Source organism: Microcystis sp. M015S2, from assembly GCF_020245945.1.
Taxonomy (GTDB): Bacteria; Cyanobacteriota; Cyanobacteriia; order Cyanobacteriales; family Microcystaceae; genus Microcystis.
This window is the reverse complement of record NZ_JADBTX010000009.1, coordinates 1-22,746: the sequence shown is the minus strand read 5'-3', so window position 1 is coordinate 22,746 and position 22,746 is coordinate 1. Positions and strand designations below refer to the sequence as shown.

Sequence of the window (22,746 nt, the reverse complement as noted above, 5' to 3'; positions counted from 1 at the left end):
TTGGTTGGGAACTATTCAGCGAGAAAGAGCTAATATTAGGCTTTATTTGGACGATAGCCCCAGTTTAAGGCGATATTTAACCGATGAAAGCCTATTTAAACTCTATGCTGTTGCTTGTTGCGATGCCTTTAGAGAGACGGGATTAGAGTTTCCCCCAGTTTGTCCCTACGGTATTGAGGATATTTTAAATCGTTCTCTTCATTTGTCGGAACGATAGACGAATCTCCTCACCTAACGACTGTATCTTATAATACATTGTGCCTACCAAAACCAGCCGAAACCCCTAGTCATTTTCTTCTTCTCTATTTTCAATATTTATTGCTGACATTTCTGAAGGCAAAGGAGTTGCTAAACGAATATTAACATCAATCATCAATTGATTTTTTTCAATCTTTATATTCGCTCTTTTCACAACAATGAAAGCAGAAATAGAATCACTGGCATCGTATTCAAGAGAAAAATCTTTTTTATAACCAGCGTCCTCTAACCATTCAGCAATATTACGCCAATTCTCTACCTTGCCATTATTATTACCAACCAGTTCTTTAACGTATTGATAGAGCGTAGTACATAAATCTACCTCAACGCCTTTACGACTCTTCTTGAGTTTTTCAGCAATTTCTGTGGGACTATAACCGCAGAGTAATCCTTGTAAATGTTTTTTTTCAGTAGGAGTCAGTCGCTTTCCCTTAACAGAAGCAAGATCAAGATAAAGAGTTTCTAAGTCCCATTGACTCATAGCTCGGGAAAAAGGGTCATTATTGGTATCCATAAATTTTTGCCTAAAAATTTCCTAGTCAGATTCTAGCATAATTCCTAGTGTTGACTAATTGAATGATGTAGAACTATAACTTATTGTAAATGATTAGTAAACAACCACTTTTTAATTGAGGTAATTAAATATGCCTAGTTATACTCCTCCTACCAGTTATACTGGTACTAAAAATGGCGATATAATCTACGGATCTGCTCAAAATGATTATATTTTTGGGGCTGATGGGGGTGATCATTTATATGGCGGTCGTGGAAATGATACTCTTGCGGGAGGTGAAGGAAATGACTATCTTGCCGGGGGCGATGGTGACGATATTTTGCAAGGATCGGACACTCTTAATTATTACTACGGCATCCCCGGTCTAACTGTCCCAGAATATGATACTTTAGTTGGAGGTGCGGGTCGTGATACATTTGTAATTGGGAATAATCGAGGTAATCTTAATATGGGGCCTGGTTATGCAGTAATAGCTGATTTTACCTCTTTTGTTGATCGCATTCAAGTTAAAGTAAGTGGAGTATCTGCAGTAACTGGTATTACTCTTAAAAAACAAAATATGGTTGGAGGAGGTGCTTCAGATACACTTATTTATAATGGTACAGATTTGATAGCAGTTGTTCAAGATAATAGTAGTTTACAATTAAATAGTAGTTATTTTAACTTTGTTTAATGCAACTATCAGATTTTGTAGGGTGCGTGTTTGCGGCTACCAATTCTGTTAAAAAAACAAAATCAATAATCCGCGCCCCACGCACCAAATTTATTATTAAATTGGTGCGTTACGCTTTCGCACTTTACACCCTAAGAGTGGTACGAAGTTGAAGGGTGATCGTTCTTGTCGGTGGGGTGGAGTGCGATCTCTGTGATCGAATAAGATATAATTGGGAAAGTCCAAATAATTAAAGCATTATGAGTTACCAAAACATTATTACCATTGAACCTGGAAAACGCAGCGGAAAACCCTGCATTCGAGGAATGCGTATAACTGTGTACGATATTCTAGAATATTTAGCAGCAGGAATGACAGAAGCAGAAATTCTTGAGGATTTTTCAGAATTAACTTCCGAGGATATCAAAGCTTGTTTGGCTTTTGCTGCTGATCGAGAGAAAAAATTATTTATCACCTCTTTATGAAACTGTTATTAGATGAAAATTTGTCAGATCGTATTATTGATAAAATAATTGATTTATATTCTAATTCTCAGCACGTCAAGACTTTAGGACTGATCAATACTGATGATGCACTTATCTGGGAATTTGCCAAATTCAACGATTTTGTAATTGTCTCTAAAGATGCCGATTTTCATCAGCGCAGTCTATTATATGGTCATCCACCAAAATTTATCTATCTTCGTATTGGCAATAGTCCCACTGCAAAGATTATCGAAATTTTAAGGGATAATTTTTTAATCGTTATTAAATTTTACAATAGTGAAACAGAAAGTATGCTGATATTAAGTTGAGTGTGATCGCTGATCTGGTAGGGTGTGTGTTTGCGGCTACCAATTCTGTTAAAAAACCAAAATCAATAATCTGCACCCCACGCACCAACTTTGTCATTAAATTGGTGCGTTACTACGATTAATTTTCTCACTGGATTGACCTAAGGAAACGCAACACACATTAGATAGGGTTTGCCGAAAAAGCTTTTCGTGGGGTTAGGAGTCAGTCCCAACGAAAAAATTTTCACCCCCACAGATGAAAGAGGTTTCTTTCCCTACACCCCACACCCTACACCCCACACCCTCTTTCCAGTCAGTCCCAACGAAAAAATTTTCACCACCACAGATGAAAGAGGTTTCTTTCCCTACACCCCACACCCGTTCTGACCTCGGCCATCTATATATATAGGGTTTGCCGAAAAAGCTTGTTGGTGGGGTTAGGAGTCGGTCTTCAGTATTCAGTGATCAGATGCGGGTTTTCAGTTCACTGTTTACTGTTCACAGCCAAAAACTCCCTACTCCCCAATTCATAATTCATAATTTCCTATCCCTTTTAAACAGGATTTAGTATTAGCCTGTATCAGTATTTCTGATTCTATAGTTAAGTTTGGCTAATAACAGCTTATTTTTAGTTCTTTATCAAGCCCCTATTATAATTTTTAATCTCTGACCCTTAGTCCCATTTAACATTGATATTAAAAATCTGGTTTTTTGTAGCGAAGAAAACAGATTTATTAACCATTATCTGCTGCTATAGAGGGAAATCGGGGAGGGCTGATAATCCTTGAAAGCCTTGTCAATACTAGCATTATTACCTCTCAAAATTTCACTAATTCCCTAAGTTTTCCTAACCTTGATCCCCTCTAGGAGACAAAAAATTAAAAACCTTCCATCTTAACTTGGTTTTTGGTGCAGGTCAACCCTTTATTTAAATTTTTGATTCTCTTGCCCGATAACGATATAAATTCTCGTAATGACCAACCAATTTTCCGTGATACGGTTGAACAGAACGCAACCAAGTTAGCTCTGCAAACACAAAGGAATGTTAGCAAATTCCTTCAGCTTTGCATTGGGAACTTGCTAACGCACAATTAAGAAAGTCTATGAATAAACAACTGATCAACAAACTACAAGCTGTAACCGCCCTCACCGTAGTGGGGACTACAGCCTCGATAATTTGTTCCCAGACAGCAGGGCACAGCAACAGCCTGACGGATATCAGCCTAGATCGTCAAACTGTGGTCGAGTCAACTACTCAAATCGTTCTGTCCGCTTTTTCTAAAAGTCGAACAACTGATTCAAGTATTAAGATATCACGTTCGGTTCAAGACAATGCTAACGAAATTCTGAAAACTTTGGAGTCCCTAGTGGACAAAGAAAATACCGTCCCTGCAAGCGTTACACCCCGAACCCAAGAGGCCATTCCTTCGACGGGACAACCCCAATCACAACCCAATCAAGTCAAGCCGGCTTCGGCTAATGCCCCAGCTACCAATCCTGCCTCAGTGACACCAGCAGAGAAGCCGAAAACAAGCCAAGCGGTAAAAACCAGCAGTCGCCCCCGTAAAAAGGGAATGGCCTCTTGGTATGGTCCTGGTTTCCACGGTCGTCGCACCGCTAGTGGTGAGACTTTTAACTCTAGTAGTTTAACCGCAGCCCATCGCTATCTACCTTTCGGCACCAAGGTTAGGGTAACTAATCTGCGTAACGGGCGCTCGGTGGTGGTGCGAATTAACGATCGCGGTCCGTTTAGCGGTGGTCGCCTCATCGATCTCTCCAGAGGTGCGGCAGCGATTATCGGTGTCTTCCAATCGGGAGTTGCCCCAGTTGTCTTGGAAGTTTTAGGCAGATAATCAGTAAACAGTTATCAGTAAACAGTTATCAGTAAACAGTAAGCAGTGAAAAGACAGCACTGTTAATGCTACTCAATACCCCTCACTCAATAATGCGTCTTGGAAAATTTAGTACAAATGCTCGGAATTCCTGCTTATCCCTGACTAAAAACTCACATCTGATCAGTGATCACTGGTAACTGGTAACTGATCACTGATAACTGATAACTGGTAACTGATAACTGATAACTGATAACTGCTATAGTGATCCTATTGGGATTTGACTGGGTTTATGTTAGAAATTAACGATTTATCGGTTAATTATGGCGGAATAAAGGCATTACAGCAGGTTAGCTTAAGGGTAGAAACGGGGGAAATTGTCACCCTGATTGGAGCGAACGGAGCAGGAAAAACGACGACTCTAAAGACGATATCTCGGATTTTAACGGCAAAGACGGGGCGAATAATTTATCAAGGTCAAGATATTACCCATTTACCGCCCCATGAAATCGTTAAGCGGGGAATTGCCCATAGTCCGGAAGGGAGAAGAATCTTAGCGCGTCAAACAGTCTTGACAAATTTGCAGTTAGGTGCTTATACGAGAAGCGATCGCCTAGGAGTAAAAAGCGATATCGAAGAGCAGTTGCAACTGTTTCCCCGACTATCGGAGCGCCGAGAGCAGTTAGCGGGAACCCTAAGCGGTGGGGAACAGCAGATGCTGGCGATCGCCAGAGCTTTAATGAGTCGTCCCAAGTTATTGTTACTAGACGAACCCAGTTTAGGACTAGCGCCGCAGATAGTGCGAGAAATCTTCAGTATTATCCGTCAATTAAACGAATCGGGAGTAACTATCCTGTTAGTGGAACAAAACGCCCATTTAGCCCTAGAAACTGCCAATCGCGGCTATGTTTTGGCAGCGGGACGCTTGACTATCGCAGGAGAAGCCGGGGATTTACTCAGGGATGAGCGGGTCAAACAAGCTTATTTGGGTTAATCGATGATGATGCGCCAATTATAGATAAAAGCCTATGGTAAAGGTAGGCCAAAAAATATTCACAAAATTTTACAAAGTCGCATAAAATGAACACATAACGAAATAGGTATTTTTTCTTACTGCCATGCTAACGGCTAACTTCCCCTGGCTCACTGCCATCATTTTGCTCCCCTTGCTTGCCTCCTTCCTAATCCCTGTAATCCCCGACAAGGAAGGAAAAACCGTTCGTTGGTTTGCTCTTGGAGTCGGACTAGCAGACTTTATATTAATGTGTTACGTCTTTTTACAAAAATATGATTTAAGCAACCCCAACTTACAATTAGTAGAAAAAATCGATTGGGTTCCCCAAATTGGTTTAAGTTGGGCGGTGTCGGTAGATGGTATCTCGGCACCGTTAGTTTTATTAGCAGGATTGGTGACAACCCTTTCTATCTTGGCCGCGTGGCAAGTAGACCGCAAACCCCGTTTATTCTACTTCCTGATGCTGTTGCTCTACGCCGCTCAGATTGGTGTTTTCGTCGCCCAAGACTTATTATTATTCTTCTTAATGTGGGAAATCGAGTTAATTCCCGTTTATCTACTCGTTTCCATCTGGGGTGGTCAAAAACGTCGTTATGCCGCCACTAAATTCTTACTCTACACCGCCGCCGCTTCTATCTTCATCCTCGTTGCCGGTCTAGCCATGGCCCTTTACGGTGGTGGCGCGATGACCTTTGATATGGCGGAATTAGGATTTAAAGATTATCCCCTCGCTTTAGAATTAGTCCTTTACGCCGGTTTATTAGTCGCTTTCGGAGTCAAACTCGCCATCTTCCCCCTCCATACTTGGCTCCCCGATGCTCACGGTGAAGCTTCTGCACCTGTATCGATGATTCTCGCTGGTGTTCTCCTTAAAATGGGTGGTTACGGTTTAATCCGTCTTAATATGGGCCTTCTACCCGATGCACACATCTACTTTGCCCCGATTCTAGCGATTCTCGGTGTCGTTAATATTATCTACGGTGCTTTCGCTTCCTTCGGTCAACAAAACATGAAACGCCGTCTCGCTTATTCCTCGGTTTCACACATGGGATTCGTCCTTTTAGGGATTGCTTCCTTTACCGATGTGGGTATTAGCGGCGCTATGTTACAAATGCTCTCCCACGGTTTAATTGCCGCCGTCCTATTCTTCCTTGCTGGTGTCACCTACGACCGCACCCATACCTTAGCTTTAAACGAGATGGGTGGGATTGCTCAAGCGATGCCGAAAGTATTCGCTCTCTTTACTGCCGGCGCCATGGCTTCCCTAGCGTTACCCGGAATGAGCGGTTTTGCCAGTGAAATTACTGTATTCATCGGTGTCACTAGCAGTGACGTTTATAGCCAAACCTTCCGGGTTGTGACTGTTTTCCTCGCTTCCGTTGGTTTAATCCTCACCCCCATTTATCTACTCTCCATGCTCCGTCAAGTTTTCTACGGAGATGGTTCTTCCTGCGATATTACTAACATTACCCCCAACAAAAGTAACGAACAGGCAGTTTGTTTCGGTACTAGCTGTGTCCTCCCTCATGAATCAGAATATATTGACGCTAAACCCAGAGAAATCTTTATCGCTGTCTCTTTCCTCGCTTTGATTGTCGCTATCGGTTTCTATCCCCAACTGGCTACCCGTATCTACGATGTGAAAACGGTGGCAGTTAACTCGGAAGTGCGTCAAGCTTACACAGAAATCGCCGCTACTCGTCAAAATATCTACGCTGAAACTCAAGCGGATGTAAGCGCCAAAGTTGCCAGCATCTTCCAATAAATTGGCAAGTCTAAAGTTCATAGCTTATCGGGAGTAGTAATTCTACTCCCGATTTTTTTTGGCGAGGAGAAAGATGCGAGCATTTATACTAAAATCTAGGATAGCCGGTTTAATATCGTCTCTGGGATCAAAACTGAAGCTTAGAATAGATGAAATATGTGGACTTTTATTGATTTATTTGCCGGTATAGGAGGATTTAGAATCGCCCTAGAAAATCTCGGTTGTCAATGCGTTTTTTCCTCGGAAATCGATCCTCACTCCCAAAAGGTTTACTTGGCTAACTATGGTCATTTACCCGATAATCAAGACATCAGAAACTTAGAGGCAAAAACTGTCCCCGATCATGATATACTCTGTGGCGGTTTTCCCTGTCAAGCGTTTAGTATCGCCGGCAGAAAACACGGTTTTGAAGATGCACGCGGAACCTTATTTTTTGAAGTTGCCCGGATCTTACACGAAAAGAAACCGAAAGCTTTTATCTTAGAAAATGTCCAGGGTTTAGTCCATCATGATCGAGGTAAAACTTTAAAAACTATTTTAGATATATTAGAAAAGGATTTGCATTATTTTGTCCCTAGTCCCCAGATTTTAAATGCCAGATATTTTGGGGTTCCTCAAAACCGTCCCCGAATTTTTATCGTCGGTTTTCGAGAGGATTTAAATATTTACCATTTTTCCCATCCCCAACCAACCCATCAAGAAACTTGTCTCAAAGATATTCTAGAAGAAAAGGAAGTCAGCGTTAAATATTATCTCTCTAATCAGTATTTAGAGACTTTATTTAAACACAAAGCTAGACATCAAGATAAAGGTAATGGCTTCGGTTATGAGATTATTTCTCCCGATGGTATCGCTAATGCGATTGTGGTGGGAGGTATGGGAAAAGAAAGAAATTTAGTTATCGATAAAAGACTGACTAATTTTACTCCTGTTACTCGCATTAAGGGAGAGGTAAATAAGTTATTCGTCCGCAGAATGACCCCCAGAGAATGGGCAAGATTACAGGGATTTCCCGATAGTTTTCAGATTGTTGTTAGCGATGTCCAAGCTTATAAACAGTTCGGTAATTCTGTGGCTATTTCAGTAGTAAAAGCGGTGGCAAAAGAGGTGATTAAAGCTTTAGATTTATCCAGAAATTCTCAAGAAAATATCAGGGTTAGAGACCTACAGGGAAAACAATTAGAACTATTGTCAATCTGAGGAACAATAGTGATTTTTTTCTAGGGTTTTGCGTATATTAATAATAGTTATTATTCGCTCGATAAGTAGCTGGTTATAATTAAATTAAAAATGGATTTTAGGTTCGATCCCCCCTGTCCCCCTTGATAAGGGGGGTGCCGATCCCCCCTTAGTCCCCCCTTTAATCCCCCCTTAATAAGGGGGCATCTGACAACTTTTAACGCCTACCTACTTATGATCGCTGTTTATGCTTGACTATAACTGGATTAACAGTAGACTTCTTGAATAATTAATTTTCGAGAGTTCAAAAATGGGAAAAATAGCCATGAGGTAACAATAAAAGAGCAGCAGAGGTGATGGTTTCGTCGGTTGTGCTTGTTAAAGGTATCTTGCTTATACTACACTTGTAACACTAATAGGTTTAGTATTCGGGAGAAAAAATTATGCGGACAATCACACGCACCACCACTACCGATATGGAAGTCACCAGCATTCGTCTGGAAAGAGTCCTCAAGGACAAGCTGAAAGAGATTTCCGGCAATCAAGGTTATCAAGCACTCATTCGCGATGTCTTATGGAATTTCGTTCAGCAGAAATCAGGAGATTATCGACCTCAGTTTTGTGCTGGTGATATAAGGGCAGTATTTAACGTTACAGCTAGAAAAAATGAGATTTGCGCTCTCACAGGCAAGTTAATCCCCGCTAATGAAACAATGTTGTTAGGTTTGACTATCTATGGCGATTTAGTTCCGTTGAGTATGGATAGTTATGCCAATTTAAAATAAGTTTGACTAGGGTGGGGCAGAATCCGGTATAGTTAGTCCTCACCCAAGGGAAGTGGGAATTATAAATTATGAATTATCAATTGAGAGGTGGGGAGTTTTTTGCTGTGAACAGTGAACTGATAACCGATAACTGATAACTGATGACTGAAGCAATTTTACGAGTGGTTTTAATCAATCCGCAAATTCCGCCAAATACGGGTAATATTGCCCGTACTTGCGCCGCAACGCGGACAGAATTGCATTTAGTCGGTCCCTTGGGTTTTGAAATTAGCGATCGCTATCTGAAGCGGGCCGGCTTAGATTATTGGCCCTATGTAAAACTTATGTACCACTTGACAATTAATGACTTCTGTGCATATCAACAAAAGAGCGGCGGACGAGCGATCGGGTTTACCGTGCGCGGCAGCAGTAGTTATGTGCAGTACACTTATCAAAGCGGAGATTGGCTACTTTTTGGCAGCGAAACCGACGGTATTCCGGCAGATTTATTAAATAAGTGCGATGATACAGTTTATATTCCCATGGCAGAACCGGGGGTGAGAAGTTTAAATCTTTCCGTTAGTGTGGCGATCGGATTATTCGAGGCCAGACGACAACTGGGATTTATTCGTTAGCGGGACATTTGGCTATATAAACAGGGCAAATAAACTGAATTGAGCAAAAAATTAGAAAATTGCTTTTATGTAGCTGATTTTTGCCCATATCAGAAAAAATAGTGATCGCAGTCAATCTTGTCCGTAATAACAGCAAGAAATTATGTGGATTATCCTAGCGCAAGTTAATTGTTGCTCCTTTGTAATTACATAATTTATTGAAAATAAAAAGGCAAGATGATGCTCATGAATATCTTCGACCTTTCTGCTAATACTTTTCGCAATTTACAGCTTTTTAATCGGCAAAAATCCACCTCTGGCTTAACTCAAGTCGAGATGTTAGTTACCCTAATTTTATTAGCAATTCTTTTAACCATTGCCCTTTCTGTTTATCAGCGTTTAATGGCTTGGATTCGCTTAAATATCGCCACCTTTGAAATATCACAGCAGTGGAAAAATACCCGTTACCAAGCCATGGGAGAAGGTTCTTATCCCCTATCTTTGTGCATGGCAGCAAGTGAAACCGAACAGATTAAAGTGGCCAAAGTGCAGGGGGACGAATGCGAAAATGTCACCGATTGGACTCCCATCACTCGCGGTGTTAGCATCGATACTGATAATTCTACCCTACGCCGAGTGAGTGGACCTGTGGGTAATCAAGGTACAATTTATCGCGCTAGTTGGGCCGATACAAGGGGGGGTTTAGGAGGTTCTTGGGGACAGTTAGGCAGAATTACTTTAGTTGCTTCGGGTACACCCGACAAACGCTGTTTATTTTTATTTCGTGTTGATGGTAGTTGGGATATTCGCCAAGATAATAGATGTGTGCCTTAAACCGGAAAAAGTTATCGATATGATATCGAGAGAGCCACGCTCAAAAATCTAGAATCCCGACTGATAGCCTTTCTGGGGGGAAACTTAAACGGTTTTCAGTCCGTCTGGGAGTACACTAGAAAATACTCACTTATTCGATCGAGCCGTTCATGATTATTTCCGTCGTAGCACTAAAGGGAGGGGTCGGGAAAACCACCACATCGATTCATTTGGCAGCCTATTTTCAAGAAAAAGCACCCACCTTATTGATCGATGCGGATAAAAATCGTTCGGCTCTCCATTGGTCCCGGGAAGATACCCTTCCTTTTATGGTAGCGTCCCAAGCTGGAGCGACGGGACTGGTGAAACAATACACTCATATTATCGTCGATACCCAGGCCCGGCCAGAACCAGACGAGTTAAAAGATTTAGCTCAGGGCAGCGATTTATTAATTTTACCCACCACTCCCAATCATCTCGATATCGATGTCACGATTAAAGCGGTAGAATTGCTGTCCACGATGACCGATAATTATCGAGTTCTTTTAACCCAAGTGGATTCACGGACAAAAACAGGACGAGAAGCTCGGAAAGCTCTAGAAGAAGCAAAATTACCCGTATTTAAGCGAGAAATTCCCCGTTTAGTTGCTTTTGAACGAGCGGCCGAAAAGGGAGTCATCGTCAAAGATTATCCCGACCCCCGGTCGAATTTTGGCTGGCTTTGTTACCAAGCGGTCGGTAAAGAAATTTTTGCCCTAATGACATAAATTGTTAAAAAAGTTAACATTAATATTTGTGTCATTTTTCCCCGAAAAGATACTTAATCTGCATGGGGACTTTTTGTAATCTTCCGTTAAGCGTTCACTCCTAAATCGGTAAAGTCTGAGACAATCAAAAAAGTCTGACTGTAGGAGAACCCTCTATGAAATTGGCCTATTGGATGTATGCGGGTCCCGCTCATATTGGCACGTTAAGGATCGCCAGTTCCTTTAAAAATGTTCATGCTATCATGCACGCTCCTCTGGGAGACGATTATTTTAACGTCATGCGCTCGATGTTGGAAAGGGAGCGTAATTTTACCCCCGTCACTGCTAGTATTGTCGATCGTAATGTTTTAGCCCGGGGTTCCCAAGAAAAAGTCGTCGATAATATTGTTCGCAAAGATCGCGAAGAAAGTCCCGATTTAATCGTTTTAACCCCTACTTGCACCTCCAGCATTCTCCAAGAGGATTTACAAAACTTTGTCGAAAGAGCGCGACAGGATGCCCAAGGAGATGTGCTGCTGGCCGATGTCAACCACTATCGCTATAATGAACTACAAGCGGCCGATAAAACCCTCTATCAAATTATCAAATATTATCTCGATAAAGCCCAGAGAAAAGGGGAAATTATCTCCCAGAAAACCCCTAAACCTTCGGTTAATATTATCGGTATTACCACCCTCGGTTTCCATAACCAACATGATCGTACAGAATTAAAGCGGTTAATGGCAGATTTGGACATTGAAGTTAACGAAATTATCCCCGAAGCTGCCTCGGTGGATAACTTAAAAAATCTGCCCCGCGCTTGGTTTAATCTGGTTCCCTATCGAGAAGTGGGATTAATGACAGCCAAATATCTCGAAAGTGAATTCGCCATGCCCTACGTTGATATTACCCCCATGGGAGTAGTGGAAACAGCCCGCTGTATTCGCAAAATTCAAGAGGTAATTAATGGCCAAGGTGCGGCAGTAGATTACGAAGATTTTATCAATGAACAAACTCTGCATATCTCCCAAGCTGCTTGGTTTTCTCGTTCCATTGACTGTCAGAATTTAACGGGGAAAAAAGCGGTGGTTTTTGGTGATAATACCCACGCAGCCGCTATGACAAAAATTCTCGCCAGGGAGATGGGAATTCATGTGGTTTTAGCGGGGACTTATTGCAAGTATGATGCCGATTGGTTCCGGGAACAAGTGAGTGAATATTGCGATGAAGTGTTAATTAGTGATGATAATGGGGCGATAGGGGATGCTATTGCTCGATTAGAACCAGCGGCGATATTTGGTACTCAAATGGAACGTCATGTGGGCAAACGTTTAGATATTCCCTGTGGAGTAATTGCCGCACCTATTCATATCCAAAATTTCCCCCTCGGTTATAAACCTTTCTTAGGTTACGAAGGCACTAATCAGATCGCCGATTTGGTCTATAATTCCTTTACTTTGGGTATGGAAGATCACCTATTAGAGATATTCGGTGGTCATGATACAAAAGAGGTAATTACTAAGGGTATTTCGGCAGATTCTGACCTAAATTGGAATAAGGAAGCTACGACAGAATTACAGAAAATACCTGGTTTTGTGCGCGGGAAAGTCAAACGAAATACCGAAAAATTTGCCCGGGAGCGAGGTATTGGTGAAATAACTTTAGAGGTAATGTATGCGGCTAAAGAATCTGTAGGAGCTTAATTATTTTTGGGGCTGAAAGTTAACAGCATTCAGCCCTTTTTTTAGTTATTTGCTTAATCCCTGAAGTATTCTTTCCTCTACTCCTTTCCCCTGAATTAACACTCCAAATCCTCCTAAACCAGTGGGATTGATTAATTGATGCAAGGCATCTCGACGCTGAAATATAGTTAATATATCGATTTTTCCTTGGGAAAGTTCATTTAATCTATCTCCTAATCCCAAAGCCATTAAAAATAATCCTTGCTGAGTAAAACCGAGATTTTTTAAGCCTAATTTCTCCCCTTGACGTTGTAAAGCAGTAAAATCCACATGAGTGGTAATATCTTGTTCTCCCACCCACAAATAAGGATGATCATGACGCTGATGTTGTCGATAACATTGTAGGGTTCCTTGACTTCTTTGGGGATGATAATATTTTTCGGCAGTGTAACCGTAATCTATGGTTAAGATATAACCTCGATCGAGTTTCCGATTAACTGTTTCTAACCAGTCTAAAGCTAATAAGTTGACCTCGGTTTGATAACCCTCCGGATAAAGTGGGGAGGGAATATTTATCCCCACTAAATCAAAATAGTCTTTGATTCTGTCGGTGGATAAATCTGCGATAATCTCCTGAAAAGGTTCCCCCAATCCCAGATAAATTTCTCGCAATTCCCCCGACTCGATCACAACTCGATGGACAGGAAAAGCATCGATTAACTCATTACTAAACACACAACCCACAAGGGAATTATCGGCTAAATTCGGCCAACTTTGCCAAGATACCGGGGAATATCCCGCTAAAGTTGCCCTTTGTCTTTCCCTGAGTTTCTGAGATTGTTCGATAATTATATAACTGAGATTTTCATAAAAATCAGCATAGCTATGACTTAAATAATCAAGGATATCTTTCGCTAAAATTCCCGAACCTGCTCCCACTTCCACTAAAGTAAATCCAGGCGAATTGCCCAAAAATTCCGCCATCTCGACAAATTGCTCTGCCAACAATTGGCCAAAATCTGCTCCTAGGGACGAGGAAGTAAAAAAATCTCCTTTTGAGCCAATTTCTACTTTTCCAGAGGCGTAATAGCCATAATCAGGGTGATAGAGAGCTAAATCCATCCAGCGATCAAAGCTAATTCGACCCGCTGCTGATTGTTTAATTTCCTCTAGGATGATTGTCTCTAAATTCATCTTGATCGGGGAAGTGGGGAAGATTTTTCAGTGTTGCCAAAGGCACGGTGTAGCCGTCCAGTAATCAGTAAACAGGTATAAAGACAAAGATAAAGATAACTAATACTAAATCCTTTGAATATAGGCTACATAAGGGGAATAAATAATCAGTCTTTAATAACCAGATTTAGTAGAACTAACTAATTAACTTAAAACTTACATCTGATCACTGATAACTGATCACTGATAACTGATAACTGATAACTGATTTACTCTCCCGCATGATAGGAACTGCGGACTAGGGGGCCAGATCGAACCTGGGAAAAACCCATTTTTTGGGCAATTTCTCCCAACTCGCTAAATTCTGCGGGAGTCCAATATTTCCGTACGAGCAAATGTTCCAGAGAAGGACGCATATATTGACCAATAGTAACGCGATCGCAGTTGATCGCGCGTAAATCTGCCAAAGTCTCGATAATTTCCTCTTTTGTCTCACCGTGACCGACCATTAAGCCGGATTTCGTCGGAATTGATCGATCGATTTCCTTAACATAACGCAAAACCGCCAAAGAGCGATCGTATTTAGCCCCGCGTCTAACCGGCCCTTGCAAACGGCGCACCGTCTCGATATTGTGATTGTAACAGGCAGGTTTTGCGCCCACCACCGTCGCCACCCGTTCCTGTTGACTTCCCTTACCTCCAGCAAAATCCGGGGTTAACACCTCAATTAAAGTGTGGGGATTGAGTTCGCGAATGGCCGTCATCGTCCGCACAAACCAACTGGCTCCGCCGTCTTCCATATCATCTCTGGCTACAGAAGTCAAGACAACGTAACTTAAATTTAACAATTGCACCGCTTCCGCCACTTTTTGCGGTTCCTCGACATCGAGAGGCATGGGTGCATGACCCTTATCCACTTGACAAAAAGCGCAGGACCGGGTACAGGTGGGACCCATCAACAAAAAAGTCGCCGTACCTTGGGCATAACATTCGCGGCGATTGGGACAGCGACCCTCCTCGCAGATAGTATGAATGTTCCTTTGTTTGATAATGCGCTGAACCGTGGAGATTTCGCTAGATTTGCCGAGTGAACGCCGTAACCAAGGAGGTAAAGAGGTTATTTCCTCGCGCCACTGTGGGGGTATATTGGACATGAGAAGTTAACTAATGTTGGGGATTGGGGACTTCAATTATCAGTAATCAGTGGGGAGAGGGGAGAAGGACGACCGACTCCCCAAAACGAAAACTTCTGATCTCACCATTAAGATAACTGTCATAAGCTGAGAAAGCGGGTAAAGATCATTGTTAATCAAAAAGGAAACTTGGGCAATGGGACGACGGCAACGGAGAAAAGTTTTCAATCTGGTCATTCAAGGATTGGCGGGTTGCCTCTTGGTTAGTATATTTGTTCTTAATTCCCTGCCATCCCTAGGCCAAAATTTTCTGGTTCCATTTGTATCTCCCACGGGGACAAGGATTTTTGTAGCCGGGGATATAGAATATGCTTCCGTGCATCTAGATGGATTTGCCTTATTTCAGATTGCCTCCCAAGATTTTACCGCTTCTGAGGCCCGGGAACTCTCCCCGGTAGAAAGACGGGCTAGCCGCATTGAAAGGGGCTTAAATAATATTATCAATCGGGGTTTCGATCCGACAACCCTGCAAGTAAGTACGGCGACTCTCAATAATTTAACCGTGATTGTGGCCAAGGATAACCAGAATTTACCGCAACAGGTAATTCTGACAGTGACAGAAGTTGATGCCCTGATCGATTCTTCTTCGGTTGGCGATTTAGCGGACAGATGGGTTAAAATCATCCAAACAGCTTTGATCCAAGCTTGGCAAGAACGTCAGCCCGCCCCTCGTCGGCAACAGGTAATGACTGCCACTATAATTATTTTGGGGCTAATTTTCTTAAGCTGGGTATCAATTTGGTGGCAGAAACGTTTAAGAAATCGCTTCAATCTCCTCAAAAAACAGGCTAAAAGTCAATCCGATCGAAATTTACCTATAAATTCCCCCCCCAGAAAAGATCGCTCCCAAGAACCGATTTTAGCCTCTCTAGAAGATTCCTCTAAATTTCGTCAACAGGCTGATATTCAGCAACAACTAACGCTAAATATTCTCTGGAAAAGACTGGCTCTTATTGGACTGATACTGCTTTGGTTTGGCGGAATAGCGGCGATTTTGTATGTATTTCCTGAAACTAGGCTAGAAGGACGCGGAATAATTCGTATTCCTTTACGGATTTTTATCATCTGGTTGCTGCTGACATCAGTGAGCAATATGGTTAATCTCTACGTTAATTCTCGGCTACGCGAGTGGGTAGAGGAAGGAGCGGTTTTTTCCGAAAATTTGGAAAGGAGGATTCTGCGCGCTCCCACTTTATTAGAAGTTTGGCGACAAATTATCACATTTATCGCTATTTTTCTGGGAATTTTGGTTTTTTTGAGTTGGATGGGCCTTTCTTTCGCCTTTTTACTCACGGGAGCCGGTTTAGTGGGAGCATTGCTCACCTTTGCCTTTCAGGATCTTTTAAAAGATTGGATTAACGGTTTTCTAATTATCTTTGAAGACCAATACACTGTCGGTGATATGATCCAGTTTCAGGAGTTTATTGGTTTGGTGGAAAATATGAGTTTGCGAGCGACTCAATTGCGGGCCGCCGACGGACGTTTAATCACTATTGCCCATAACCAAATTATCACCGCACACAACCTCAGTAAAGATTGGGCGCGGGTCGATTTTACCATCGAAGTCGCCTATCAGACCGAGCCAGATCTGGCGATCGCTTTAATGGCAGCCATCGCTGAAAATATGGCTGTAGATCCACAATGGCAAGAAGATATCATCAATCCCGTGCAGGTTGCTGGTGTCAGTCGGGTTTCTCACACGGGAATGGAAATTATGCTCAGAATTGTCGTCAAAAGATTACGACAATGGGACATAGAAAGAGAGTATCGTCGTCGTCTAAAAATTGCTTTTGAGGAGAAGGGAATTCACATCGGTATCCCCCAACAAAGTTTCCTCGTAGCACAAGATAAAGAACAATTCAAAGGACAGTTTTAAAGAGGAGCATTTTCTATCGGTGGAGTTATAGGCCGTTGAAAGCAGATTTTCCATCACTACCCTTGAATAATATCAAAGCTGCCTTGGTTTTGAATCCGATAAAACAGGAAATCTGCATCGAGGCTGAGAATTTGCCGATACCCAGTCTTTTCAGCTACTAAAACTAGGGTTGCATCTGCCAAGTCCATCGGTCGATCACAGTATTGTTCCATTAAAGCCAACAAGCGACTAAAATCACTTTCCTGAATATTGTAAACCACCAGCAGTTTGTCTAAAAGAAGTTGTCCCAGTTGTTTTTGCATTTGCCAACCACCCCGATGCAGCGCAAGGTACATGGCTTCGGTCAGGCATGACCAAGTTGTGACGAGAGGCTTTGCTAAACGCATTACCGTATTTCTGTAGGCTTTATGTTGGGGTTGGGTGCGATCAACCAAACAAAGCAGGACTCCTGCATCACACAGGATCATAGCTCTAGTCCTTGTTGCCGATATTTTTCGAGCAGGAGTTGTTGGTAGTCGTTTATTGGTTCCGGTGAATTGACAGTTAAGCCATCTACGCCTTCAAACCATTGTAACCACATTTCTATCAGTTTTCCATCAGGCTGAGTGTCAAAGGTTTTGACTCGATATTTATGGTCGAGAAGATCAATAAAGTCGCTTACTTCCTGAACAAGGACTTCGGGGAGTTGCTGTAGCTTAGAAATTGCAGTTTCTCGAATTGTCACAATCATCACCTCTACCAAAATTGCTAGTTGGACAACTTTAAACTAGGTTAGGATAGCTATCCTAACCTAGAAAATTTTTAGGAAGCCAAGGCAACCTCGACTATTTGTTGTAGTTCCCCATTTTGATAGAGTTCGATCATAATGTCGGAACCGCCAATAAACTCACCGTTGATATAGACTTGGGGAATAGTCGGCCAATCGGAATACTCCTTAACTGCTTGTCTTAACTCCTGATCTTCCAGAATATCGACAGTTTCGTAGGAAACCCCCAGAATATTGAGAATTTGTATGACGTTATTGGAGAAACCACACTGAGGCATTAATTTATTGCCCTTCATGAACACAAGAACTTTGTTATTCTGAACTAATTGATCGATTCTGGCCTTAGTTTCGGGTGTCATAGGTCTAGTAGCTAGAATTTGAGCAAGAATAGCCAATCCTGAGACGTGGCATATCCTATCAGTTTAGCACAAGCCGTTGAGATAGCTTTAAAAAGGAAGGTCTTCGTCCTCCTCCAAATTCTCTAAAATTTCGTTAACATCAGGTCTCCCGCGCACGATAGTCATATTTTCCAGAGACTTATTAACTTTAGTTTCTGCGTCCGAATTTTCTGGCAGTGAATAACCCATATTGACCACTTCACCATCAAAAGATTTCGCTAACTTTTGAGCGGCCGCCAAAATTTCACTAATATCTAGATCTTGATCTAATGTCTCTAAAGATGAATCAAAATTTAAGATTTTTTGTGGCAGTTCTGTGCTAGGAGTTTTTGGGTTTCTGGCTTCGGTGATCTTTGCTTCTTTTTTCTCGATAATTGCTTCTTTGACCGGGGGAATATCCACCACAGTCATAACTTTATTTTCGGGAGTTATTGGTGGGGTTGGTGCGGTTTCTGGTGGTGGTGGCATCTTGGCCGCTGGGGATTGGGAAACTTCCGCAGCCATGGCAGGAGTACCGGAACCTACCTGTAAATGAACTTTAATCCGGCGCTGAAAAACAGCCTCGAAAGCTGACTCAATATTAGTCAAGCGTAGCCGGGCCATTTTTAATAATTGTTCCGAAGATATGCTTACATAAGCACTCGATTCTGACCTACTAAAAAGACTGCCATGCTGACGTAGGAGAGTGCGAGTAGTGGGGGGTTCCATTACTTCTAAAACCTGCTGCCAAATTTGTTCATGATTGTCATCACCGGCAACAGTTTTAACCTCAGTTTTCGGCACTGCGACGCTAGTTGTCGGGGTGATAACTGGCGGTTTGATCGGTTCATTAACCGGCGCCGGTGCTGTGATCACGACCGGGGGCCTCTCGACGCTGGTTTGGGGACGGGAAGGCGCTACCGTGGCAACTAGAGGAATCACCTGTGCTTGCGGTAACAGTCCTAAGAGAGTGACTTCTAACCAGAGACGGGGTTGAGTGGTGTTTTTTAGTTGCGTTTCGCTGTCTTTAAGCAGTTGTTGACCGCGGAGAATTTCCTCTAAAGACCAAGTACGCGCTTCCGTACACAGTTCCTGCCAAGTGGGAGCGGTGACAGCGACCATTTCTGGACGATTAGGGGCGGTTTTGGCTAAAAGTAGGTTTAAATAGAATCCCGCTAGATTTTGCAAGACGATTAAAGGTTCCTTCCCGCGATTCATCAGATGGCGACATTGTTCGATAACTTGATCGGGAATATTGCTATGAATGACTTTAAGTAGGGTTAAGAGGTCTCTTTCGGGGACTGCACCGACTAAATCCCAGACTCGCTCGGCCGTAATCGTTCCTGCGAGTAAACTTAATTGATCAAGAAGACTTTCGGCATCGCGTAAACCACCGTTAGCGATCTGAGCCACTAGGGTTAATGCTTCTAGGTTAATATCGATCGCTTCTATTTGGGCGATTTTTTGCAGGTGTGCCACCATCGCATCGAGAGCAATACGGCGATAATCAAAGCGTTGACAACGGGAGATGATGGTAGGTAAGACACGCTGAGGATCGGTGGTAGCAAGCACAAAAATCACTCGATCCGGCGGTTCTTCCAGAGTTTTCAGCAAAGCATTAAAGGCCGCCGTACTGAGCATATGGCATTCATCGATGACATAGACTTTATAACGACATTGGACGGGGGCAAATTGCGATCGCTCGATAATTTCCCGAATGTTATCCACACCGGTATTACTAGCGGCATCAATTTCGATCACGTCTAAAGCGGAACCATTGGCGATCGCTTGACAGACGGAACATTTACCGCAGGGAATCGGTGTCGGATGGTCACTAGACAGACAGTTGAGGGATTTGGCTAAAATTCGCGCCGAGGAGGTTTTCCCCGTGCCTCTGGGTCCAGTAAATAGGTATGCAGGAGCGATTCGCTCACTGATTAAGGCATTACTCAGGGTCGTGGCGATCGCTGATTGTCCCACCAAATCGGCAAAGGTTTGGGGACGATACTTATGATGTAGAGGTTCGTAGGTCATGACTGGCTGAAAACTTTTTCCCCACCCTAGAGACTACTATTATCCTATGCCGATTCTTTTTCGGCACGAGAACAAGTGTATGCTTTTTATCTAGCCGGCTTTAATGCGCGATTTGCATCACGAAAATGGCAATTTAGCTAAGGCCTGTAATAAATTGTATTAATAACTACAATTTTGCCGAGAAAATCTGCGGACTATCTTAGTATGCCCAAAGACAGCGCCACCAATCAGACCAACTGCTTATGACTGAATCTACAAAAACCCAATGTCCTTACTGTGGAGTAGGTTGTGGTTTGACAGTCACCCCCCCCGCGTCGGCCGGACAAGCATGGAAAGTCTTCGGGGACAAGTCCCACCCCTCCAGTCAAGGTATGGTCTGTGTTAAAGGGGCCACCGTAGCGGAATCAATCGATAAAAATCGCCTCAAAACCCCGATGATCCGCGATTCTCTCCAAGAGCAATTTCGTCCTTGTACTTGGGAAGAGGCCTTTGATCGCATCGTTAACCGCATCCAAACTCTAATCGCTCAGGGGGAAAAGGAAAGTATCTGTTTATACGGTTCGGGACAATTTCATACCGAAGATTACTACATCGCCCAAAAACTGGTCAAAGGCTGTCTGGGAGTCAATAACTTTGATGCTAATTCCCGTCTCTGTATGTCTTCGGCCGTGGCCGCTTATCTGGACAGTTTCGGGTCCGACGGTCCCCCCTGCTGTTACGATGACCTAGAATTAACCGATTGTGCCTTTCTGGTGGGGACAAATACGGCCGAATGTCACCCCATCATCTTTAACCGTCTGCACAAGTATCTCAAAGGTAACAAAGAAGCGAAATTAATCGTCGTTGATCCCCGCAGCACCAAAACCGCCGAGGCCGCTAATCTCCACCTAGCCATTAACCCCGGGACTGATATTGACCTATTTAACGGTATTGCTCACCTGTTACTGAATTGGGGGGCGATCGATACCTATTTTATCGATAAATGTACCCGAGATTTCCACAAATACGCCGAAATTATCCGCCATTATCCCCCCGAAATAGTCGCCCCTAAATGCGGTATCCCCATTGAGGATTTAGAACAGGCTGCCCGCTACTGGGCCGAATCAAAAAGAGTGCTTTCTCTCTGGTCGATGGGTATTAATCAATCTAGCGAAGGCACGGCCAAAGCCCGCACTTTAATCAATTTACACCTAATGACGGCTAATATCGGTAAACCGGGGGCTGGTCCTTTTTCCCTAACCGGACAACCCAACGCCATGGGAGGAAGGGAAGCCGGCGGCCTCTGCCATCTTCTCCCCGGTTATCGTTCCGTCAAAAATCCCCAACACCGGGCCGAAGTGGAACAAGCTTGGGGTTTACCTGCTGGTCAGATTTCTCCCGTCCCCGGTCGCGATGCTTGGAGTATGATTACTGGTTTGGAGACGGGAGATGTCAAACTTCTCTGGATTGCCGCCACTAATCCGGCTGTTAGTATGCCTGATCTAGAACGTACGAAGGCCGCCCTGTTAAAATCACCTTTTACTGTCCATCAGGATGCCTACTATCCCACAGAAACCAGCGCCTACGCCCATTTATTACTGCCAGCGGCCCAATGGGGCGAAAAAACGGGAACAATGACCAATTCTGAGCGGATGGTCACGTTAAATAAAGCTTTTCGCCATCCCGTGGGACAAGCTAGGGCCGACTGGCAAATTTTCGCCGAAGTTGGTCGCCGTTTGGGGTTTCAGGCACAATTTAATTTTAAGAATTCCGCCGAGGTACATTCCGAGTTTATTGGCTTGACATATAAACGTCCTTGTGATATGACGGCGATTAATTATGATCGCCTGGCCGAGACTCCCCGACCGTGGCCCGATTCCATCGATGAAATTTCCGCCCCTAAAACCGCTAATTCTGGGGAATTACTGGGTAATTTAGTTAAAGATGAAAATAAAAGCCAAAAAACAGCCGCAAAACGCCTTTATACCGATGGTAAATTTAATACTGCCGATGGTCGTGCTGTTTTCGCCGCCTACCACAGTAAAGGTCTAGCGGAACCCCCGGACGATGATTATCCCCTAGTGTTGACCGTGGGGCGCTTGTACGGTCACTGGCACACCCAAACCCGCACCGGCCGCATCGAGAAAATTGTCAAAATGCACCCCGCACCTTTTCTGGAAATTCATCCCCAAGATGCGGCAAAATTGGACATAGAAGCTGGGGAATGGGTGGAAGTGCGTTCTCGTCGGGGTTTTGCCCGTTTTCCCGCTTTAATTACCAAAGCAATTGCTCCTAATTGTGTCTTTGTGCCGATGCACTGGGGGGCTTTATGGGCAGAAAATGCTGAGGCTAATAGTCTCACCCATCCGGCCGCTTGTCCGATTTCCCTGCAACCAGAATTAAAAGCTTGTGCCGTCAAATTAATCCCGTTGAAGTTTTTAGTTAATGCCGAATTATCTCCCGGTCAATTTCTGGCAACTCCCTAATCAAATAAGGGTTTTGATCCTAAATCCTGTTTTGAAAAGTTGATAACAATCAGTCATAAGTTAGCCAATGATAGTTAGTCAAGTTTTTAATTTCATTAGTCATTGTTTCGAGATACTGACAACGAGTTATCAGAATTTCTGACCTTTCTTCAATCGTTTCAAAATACTCATTAACCAGAGGTTCATCTACTAGAGACCACAATCTCTCGGCTGGCTGTAGTTCTGGTGAATAAGC

Annotated in this window: 23 protein-coding genes; 15 read left to right on the top strand and 8 right to left on the bottom strand. The window is 43.2% G+C overall.

The window, feature by feature from the left end; genetic code table 11:
* The coding region (locus tag IM473_RS01680) for a DUF29 family protein (RefSeq protein WP_287659321.1) at nt 1-217 on the top strand (217 nt) is incomplete at its 5' end.
* A gap of 66 nt (nt 218-283) precedes the next feature.
* Here IM473_RS01680 and IM473_RS01675 read toward each other — a convergent pair.
* The gene (locus IM473_RS01675; RefSeq protein WP_194015219.1) at nt 284-772 is read right to left on the bottom strand and encodes a helix-turn-helix transcriptional regulator; all 489 of its coding nucleotides are present in this window, start codon (nt 770-772) and stop codon (nt 284-286) included.
* Nucleotides 773-902: 130 nt separating this feature from the next.
* On the opposite strand from IM473_RS01675, the gene IM473_RS01670 reads away from it, so the two are divergent.
* The 12 genes from IM473_RS01670 (at nt 903) to bchB (ending at nt 12,648) form a co-directional block, all read left to right on the top strand.
* Complete coding sequence (locus IM473_RS01670; RefSeq protein WP_287659320.1) at nt 903-1,445, top strand: calcium-binding protein; 543 nt, start codon at nt 903-905, stop codon at nt 1,443-1,445.
* Nucleotides 1,446-1,684: 239 nt separating this feature from the next.
* Nucleotides 1,685-1,909: a DUF433 domain-containing protein gene (locus IM473_RS01665; protein ID WP_002745983.1), complete on the top strand. Its 225-nt coding sequence runs from the start codon at nt 1,685-1,687 to the stop codon at nt 1,907-1,909.
* Nucleotides 1,906-2,238: a DUF5615 family PIN-like protein gene (locus tag IM473_RS01660; RefSeq protein WP_046662550.1), complete on the top strand. Its 333-nt coding sequence runs from the start codon at nt 1,906-1,908 to the stop codon at nt 2,236-2,238. Before IM473_RS01665 ends, IM473_RS01660 begins: the two co-directional genes overlap by 4 nt.
* Nucleotides 2,239-3,320: 1,082 nt before the next feature.
* Entirely contained in the window at nt 3,321-4,070 is a 750-nt protein-coding gene (locus tag IM473_RS01655) for a septal ring lytic transglycosylase RlpA family protein (protein WP_287659319.1), read from the top strand.
* Between the two features lie 271 nt (nt 4,071-4,341).
* On the top strand, nt 4,342-5,043 hold the full coding sequence (locus tag IM473_RS01650; protein WP_287659318.1) for an ABC transporter ATP-binding protein: 702 nt from the start codon (nt 4,342-4,344) through the stop codon (nt 5,041-5,043).
* Nucleotides 5,044-5,167: 124 nt separating this feature from the next.
* Nucleotides 5,168-6,829: an NAD(P)H-quinone oxidoreductase subunit 4 gene (locus IM473_RS01645; protein WP_287659317.1), complete on the top strand. Its 1,662-nt coding sequence runs from the start codon at nt 5,168-5,170 to the stop codon at nt 6,827-6,829.
* A 156-nt stretch (nt 6,830-6,985) separates the two neighbouring features.
* Nucleotides 6,986-8,029 (top strand): DNA cytosine methyltransferase, encoded by a 1,044-nt coding sequence (locus IM473_RS01640; protein WP_287659316.1) that lies wholly within the window; start codon nt 6,986-6,988, stop codon nt 8,027-8,029.
* 422 nt (nt 8,030-8,451) lie between these two features.
* The gene (locus IM473_RS01635) at nt 8,452-8,793 is read left to right on the top strand and encodes a hypothetical protein (protein WP_287659315.1); all 342 of its coding nucleotides are present in this window, start codon (nt 8,452-8,454) and stop codon (nt 8,791-8,793) included.
* A 140-nt stretch (nt 8,794-8,933) separates the two neighbouring features.
* The gene (locus IM473_RS01630) at nt 8,934-9,407 is read left to right on the top strand and encodes a tRNA (cytidine(34)-2'-O)-methyltransferase (protein ID WP_287659314.1); all 474 of its coding nucleotides are present in this window, start codon (nt 8,934-8,936) and stop codon (nt 9,405-9,407) included.
* Nucleotides 9,408-9,632: 225 nt separating this feature from the next.
* Nucleotides 9,633-10,220 carry a prepilin-type cleavage/methylation domain-containing protein gene (locus tag IM473_RS01625; protein WP_287659311.1) on the top strand — a complete coding sequence of 196 codons (588 nt, stop codon included), beginning with the start codon at nt 9,633-9,635 and terminating at the stop codon, nt 10,218-10,220.
* 149 nt (nt 10,221-10,369) lie between these two features.
* Entirely contained in the window at nt 10,370-10,966 is a 597-nt protein-coding gene (locus IM473_RS01620; protein ID WP_147069211.1) for a nucleotide-binding protein, read from the top strand.
* A gap of 155 nt (nt 10,967-11,121) precedes the next feature.
* The gene (gene bchB / locus IM473_RS01615; protein ID WP_287659310.1) at nt 11,122-12,648 is read left to right on the top strand and encodes a ferredoxin:protochlorophyllide reductase (ATP-dependent) subunit B; all 1,527 of its coding nucleotides are present in this window, start codon (nt 11,122-11,124) and stop codon (nt 12,646-12,648) included.
* Nucleotides 12,649-12,693: 45 nt separating this feature from the next.
* Here the strand turns inward: bchB and IM473_RS01610 are convergent, their stop codons facing one another.
* Together IM473_RS01610 and lipA are read right to left on the bottom strand one after the other, a co-directional pair.
* A complete protein-coding gene (locus IM473_RS01610) occupies nt 12,694-13,821 on the bottom strand; it encodes a class I SAM-dependent methyltransferase (protein WP_287659309.1) in 1,128 nt (375 codons plus the stop codon).
* A 248-nt stretch (nt 13,822-14,069) separates the two neighbouring features.
* Complete coding sequence (gene lipA, locus IM473_RS01605) at nt 14,070-14,954, bottom strand: lipoyl synthase (protein WP_287659308.1); 885 nt, start codon at nt 14,952-14,954, stop codon at nt 14,070-14,072.
* A 175-nt stretch (nt 14,955-15,129) separates the two neighbouring features.
* On the opposite strand from lipA, the gene IM473_RS01600 reads away from it, so the two are divergent.
* Nucleotides 15,130-16,869 carry a mechanosensitive ion channel family protein gene (locus tag IM473_RS01600; RefSeq protein ID WP_287659322.1) on the top strand — a complete coding sequence of 580 codons (1,740 nt, stop codon included), beginning with the start codon at nt 15,130-15,132 and terminating at the stop codon, nt 16,867-16,869.
* Nucleotides 16,870-16,925: 56 nt separating this feature from the next.
* On the opposite strand, the gene IM473_RS01595 is transcribed toward IM473_RS01600, so the two are convergent.
* The 4 genes from IM473_RS01595 to IM473_RS01580 form a co-directional block, all read right to left on the bottom strand.
* Nucleotides 16,926-17,336: a type II toxin-antitoxin system VapC family toxin gene (locus IM473_RS01595; RefSeq protein ID WP_287659307.1), complete on the bottom strand. Its 411-nt coding sequence runs from the start codon at nt 17,334-17,336 to the stop codon at nt 16,926-16,928.
* Nucleotides 17,333-17,599, bottom strand: a complete 267-nt coding sequence (locus tag IM473_RS01590; RefSeq protein ID WP_002775724.1) for a DUF2281 domain-containing protein — start codon at nt 17,597-17,599, stop codon at nt 17,333-17,335. The genes IM473_RS01595 and IM473_RS01590 overlap by 4 nt, the downstream gene beginning before the upstream one ends.
* Nucleotides 17,600-17,670: 71 nt before the next feature.
* On the bottom strand, nt 17,671-17,994 hold the full coding sequence (gene grxD / locus IM473_RS01585) for a Grx4 family monothiol glutaredoxin (RefSeq protein WP_287659306.1): 324 nt from the start codon (nt 17,992-17,994) through the stop codon (nt 17,671-17,673).
* An 87-nt stretch (nt 17,995-18,081) separates the two neighbouring features.
* A complete protein-coding gene (locus tag IM473_RS01580; RefSeq protein ID WP_287659305.1) occupies nt 18,082-20,046 on the bottom strand; it encodes a DNA polymerase III subunit gamma/tau in 1,965 nt (654 codons plus the stop codon).
* Nucleotides 20,047-20,288: 242 nt separating this feature from the next.
* On the opposite strand from IM473_RS01580, the gene IM473_RS01575 reads away from it, so the two are divergent.
* The gene (locus tag IM473_RS01575; RefSeq protein WP_287659303.1) at nt 20,289-22,511 is read left to right on the top strand and encodes a molybdopterin oxidoreductase family protein; all 2,223 of its coding nucleotides are present in this window, start codon (nt 20,289-20,291) and stop codon (nt 22,509-22,511) included.
* Nucleotides 22,512-22,560: 49 nt separating this feature from the next.
* Here IM473_RS01575 and IM473_RS01570 read toward each other — a convergent pair.
* A partial coding sequence (locus IM473_RS01570) for a hypothetical protein (RefSeq protein WP_287659302.1) occupies nt 22,561-22,746 on the bottom strand: 186 nt, incomplete at its 5' end.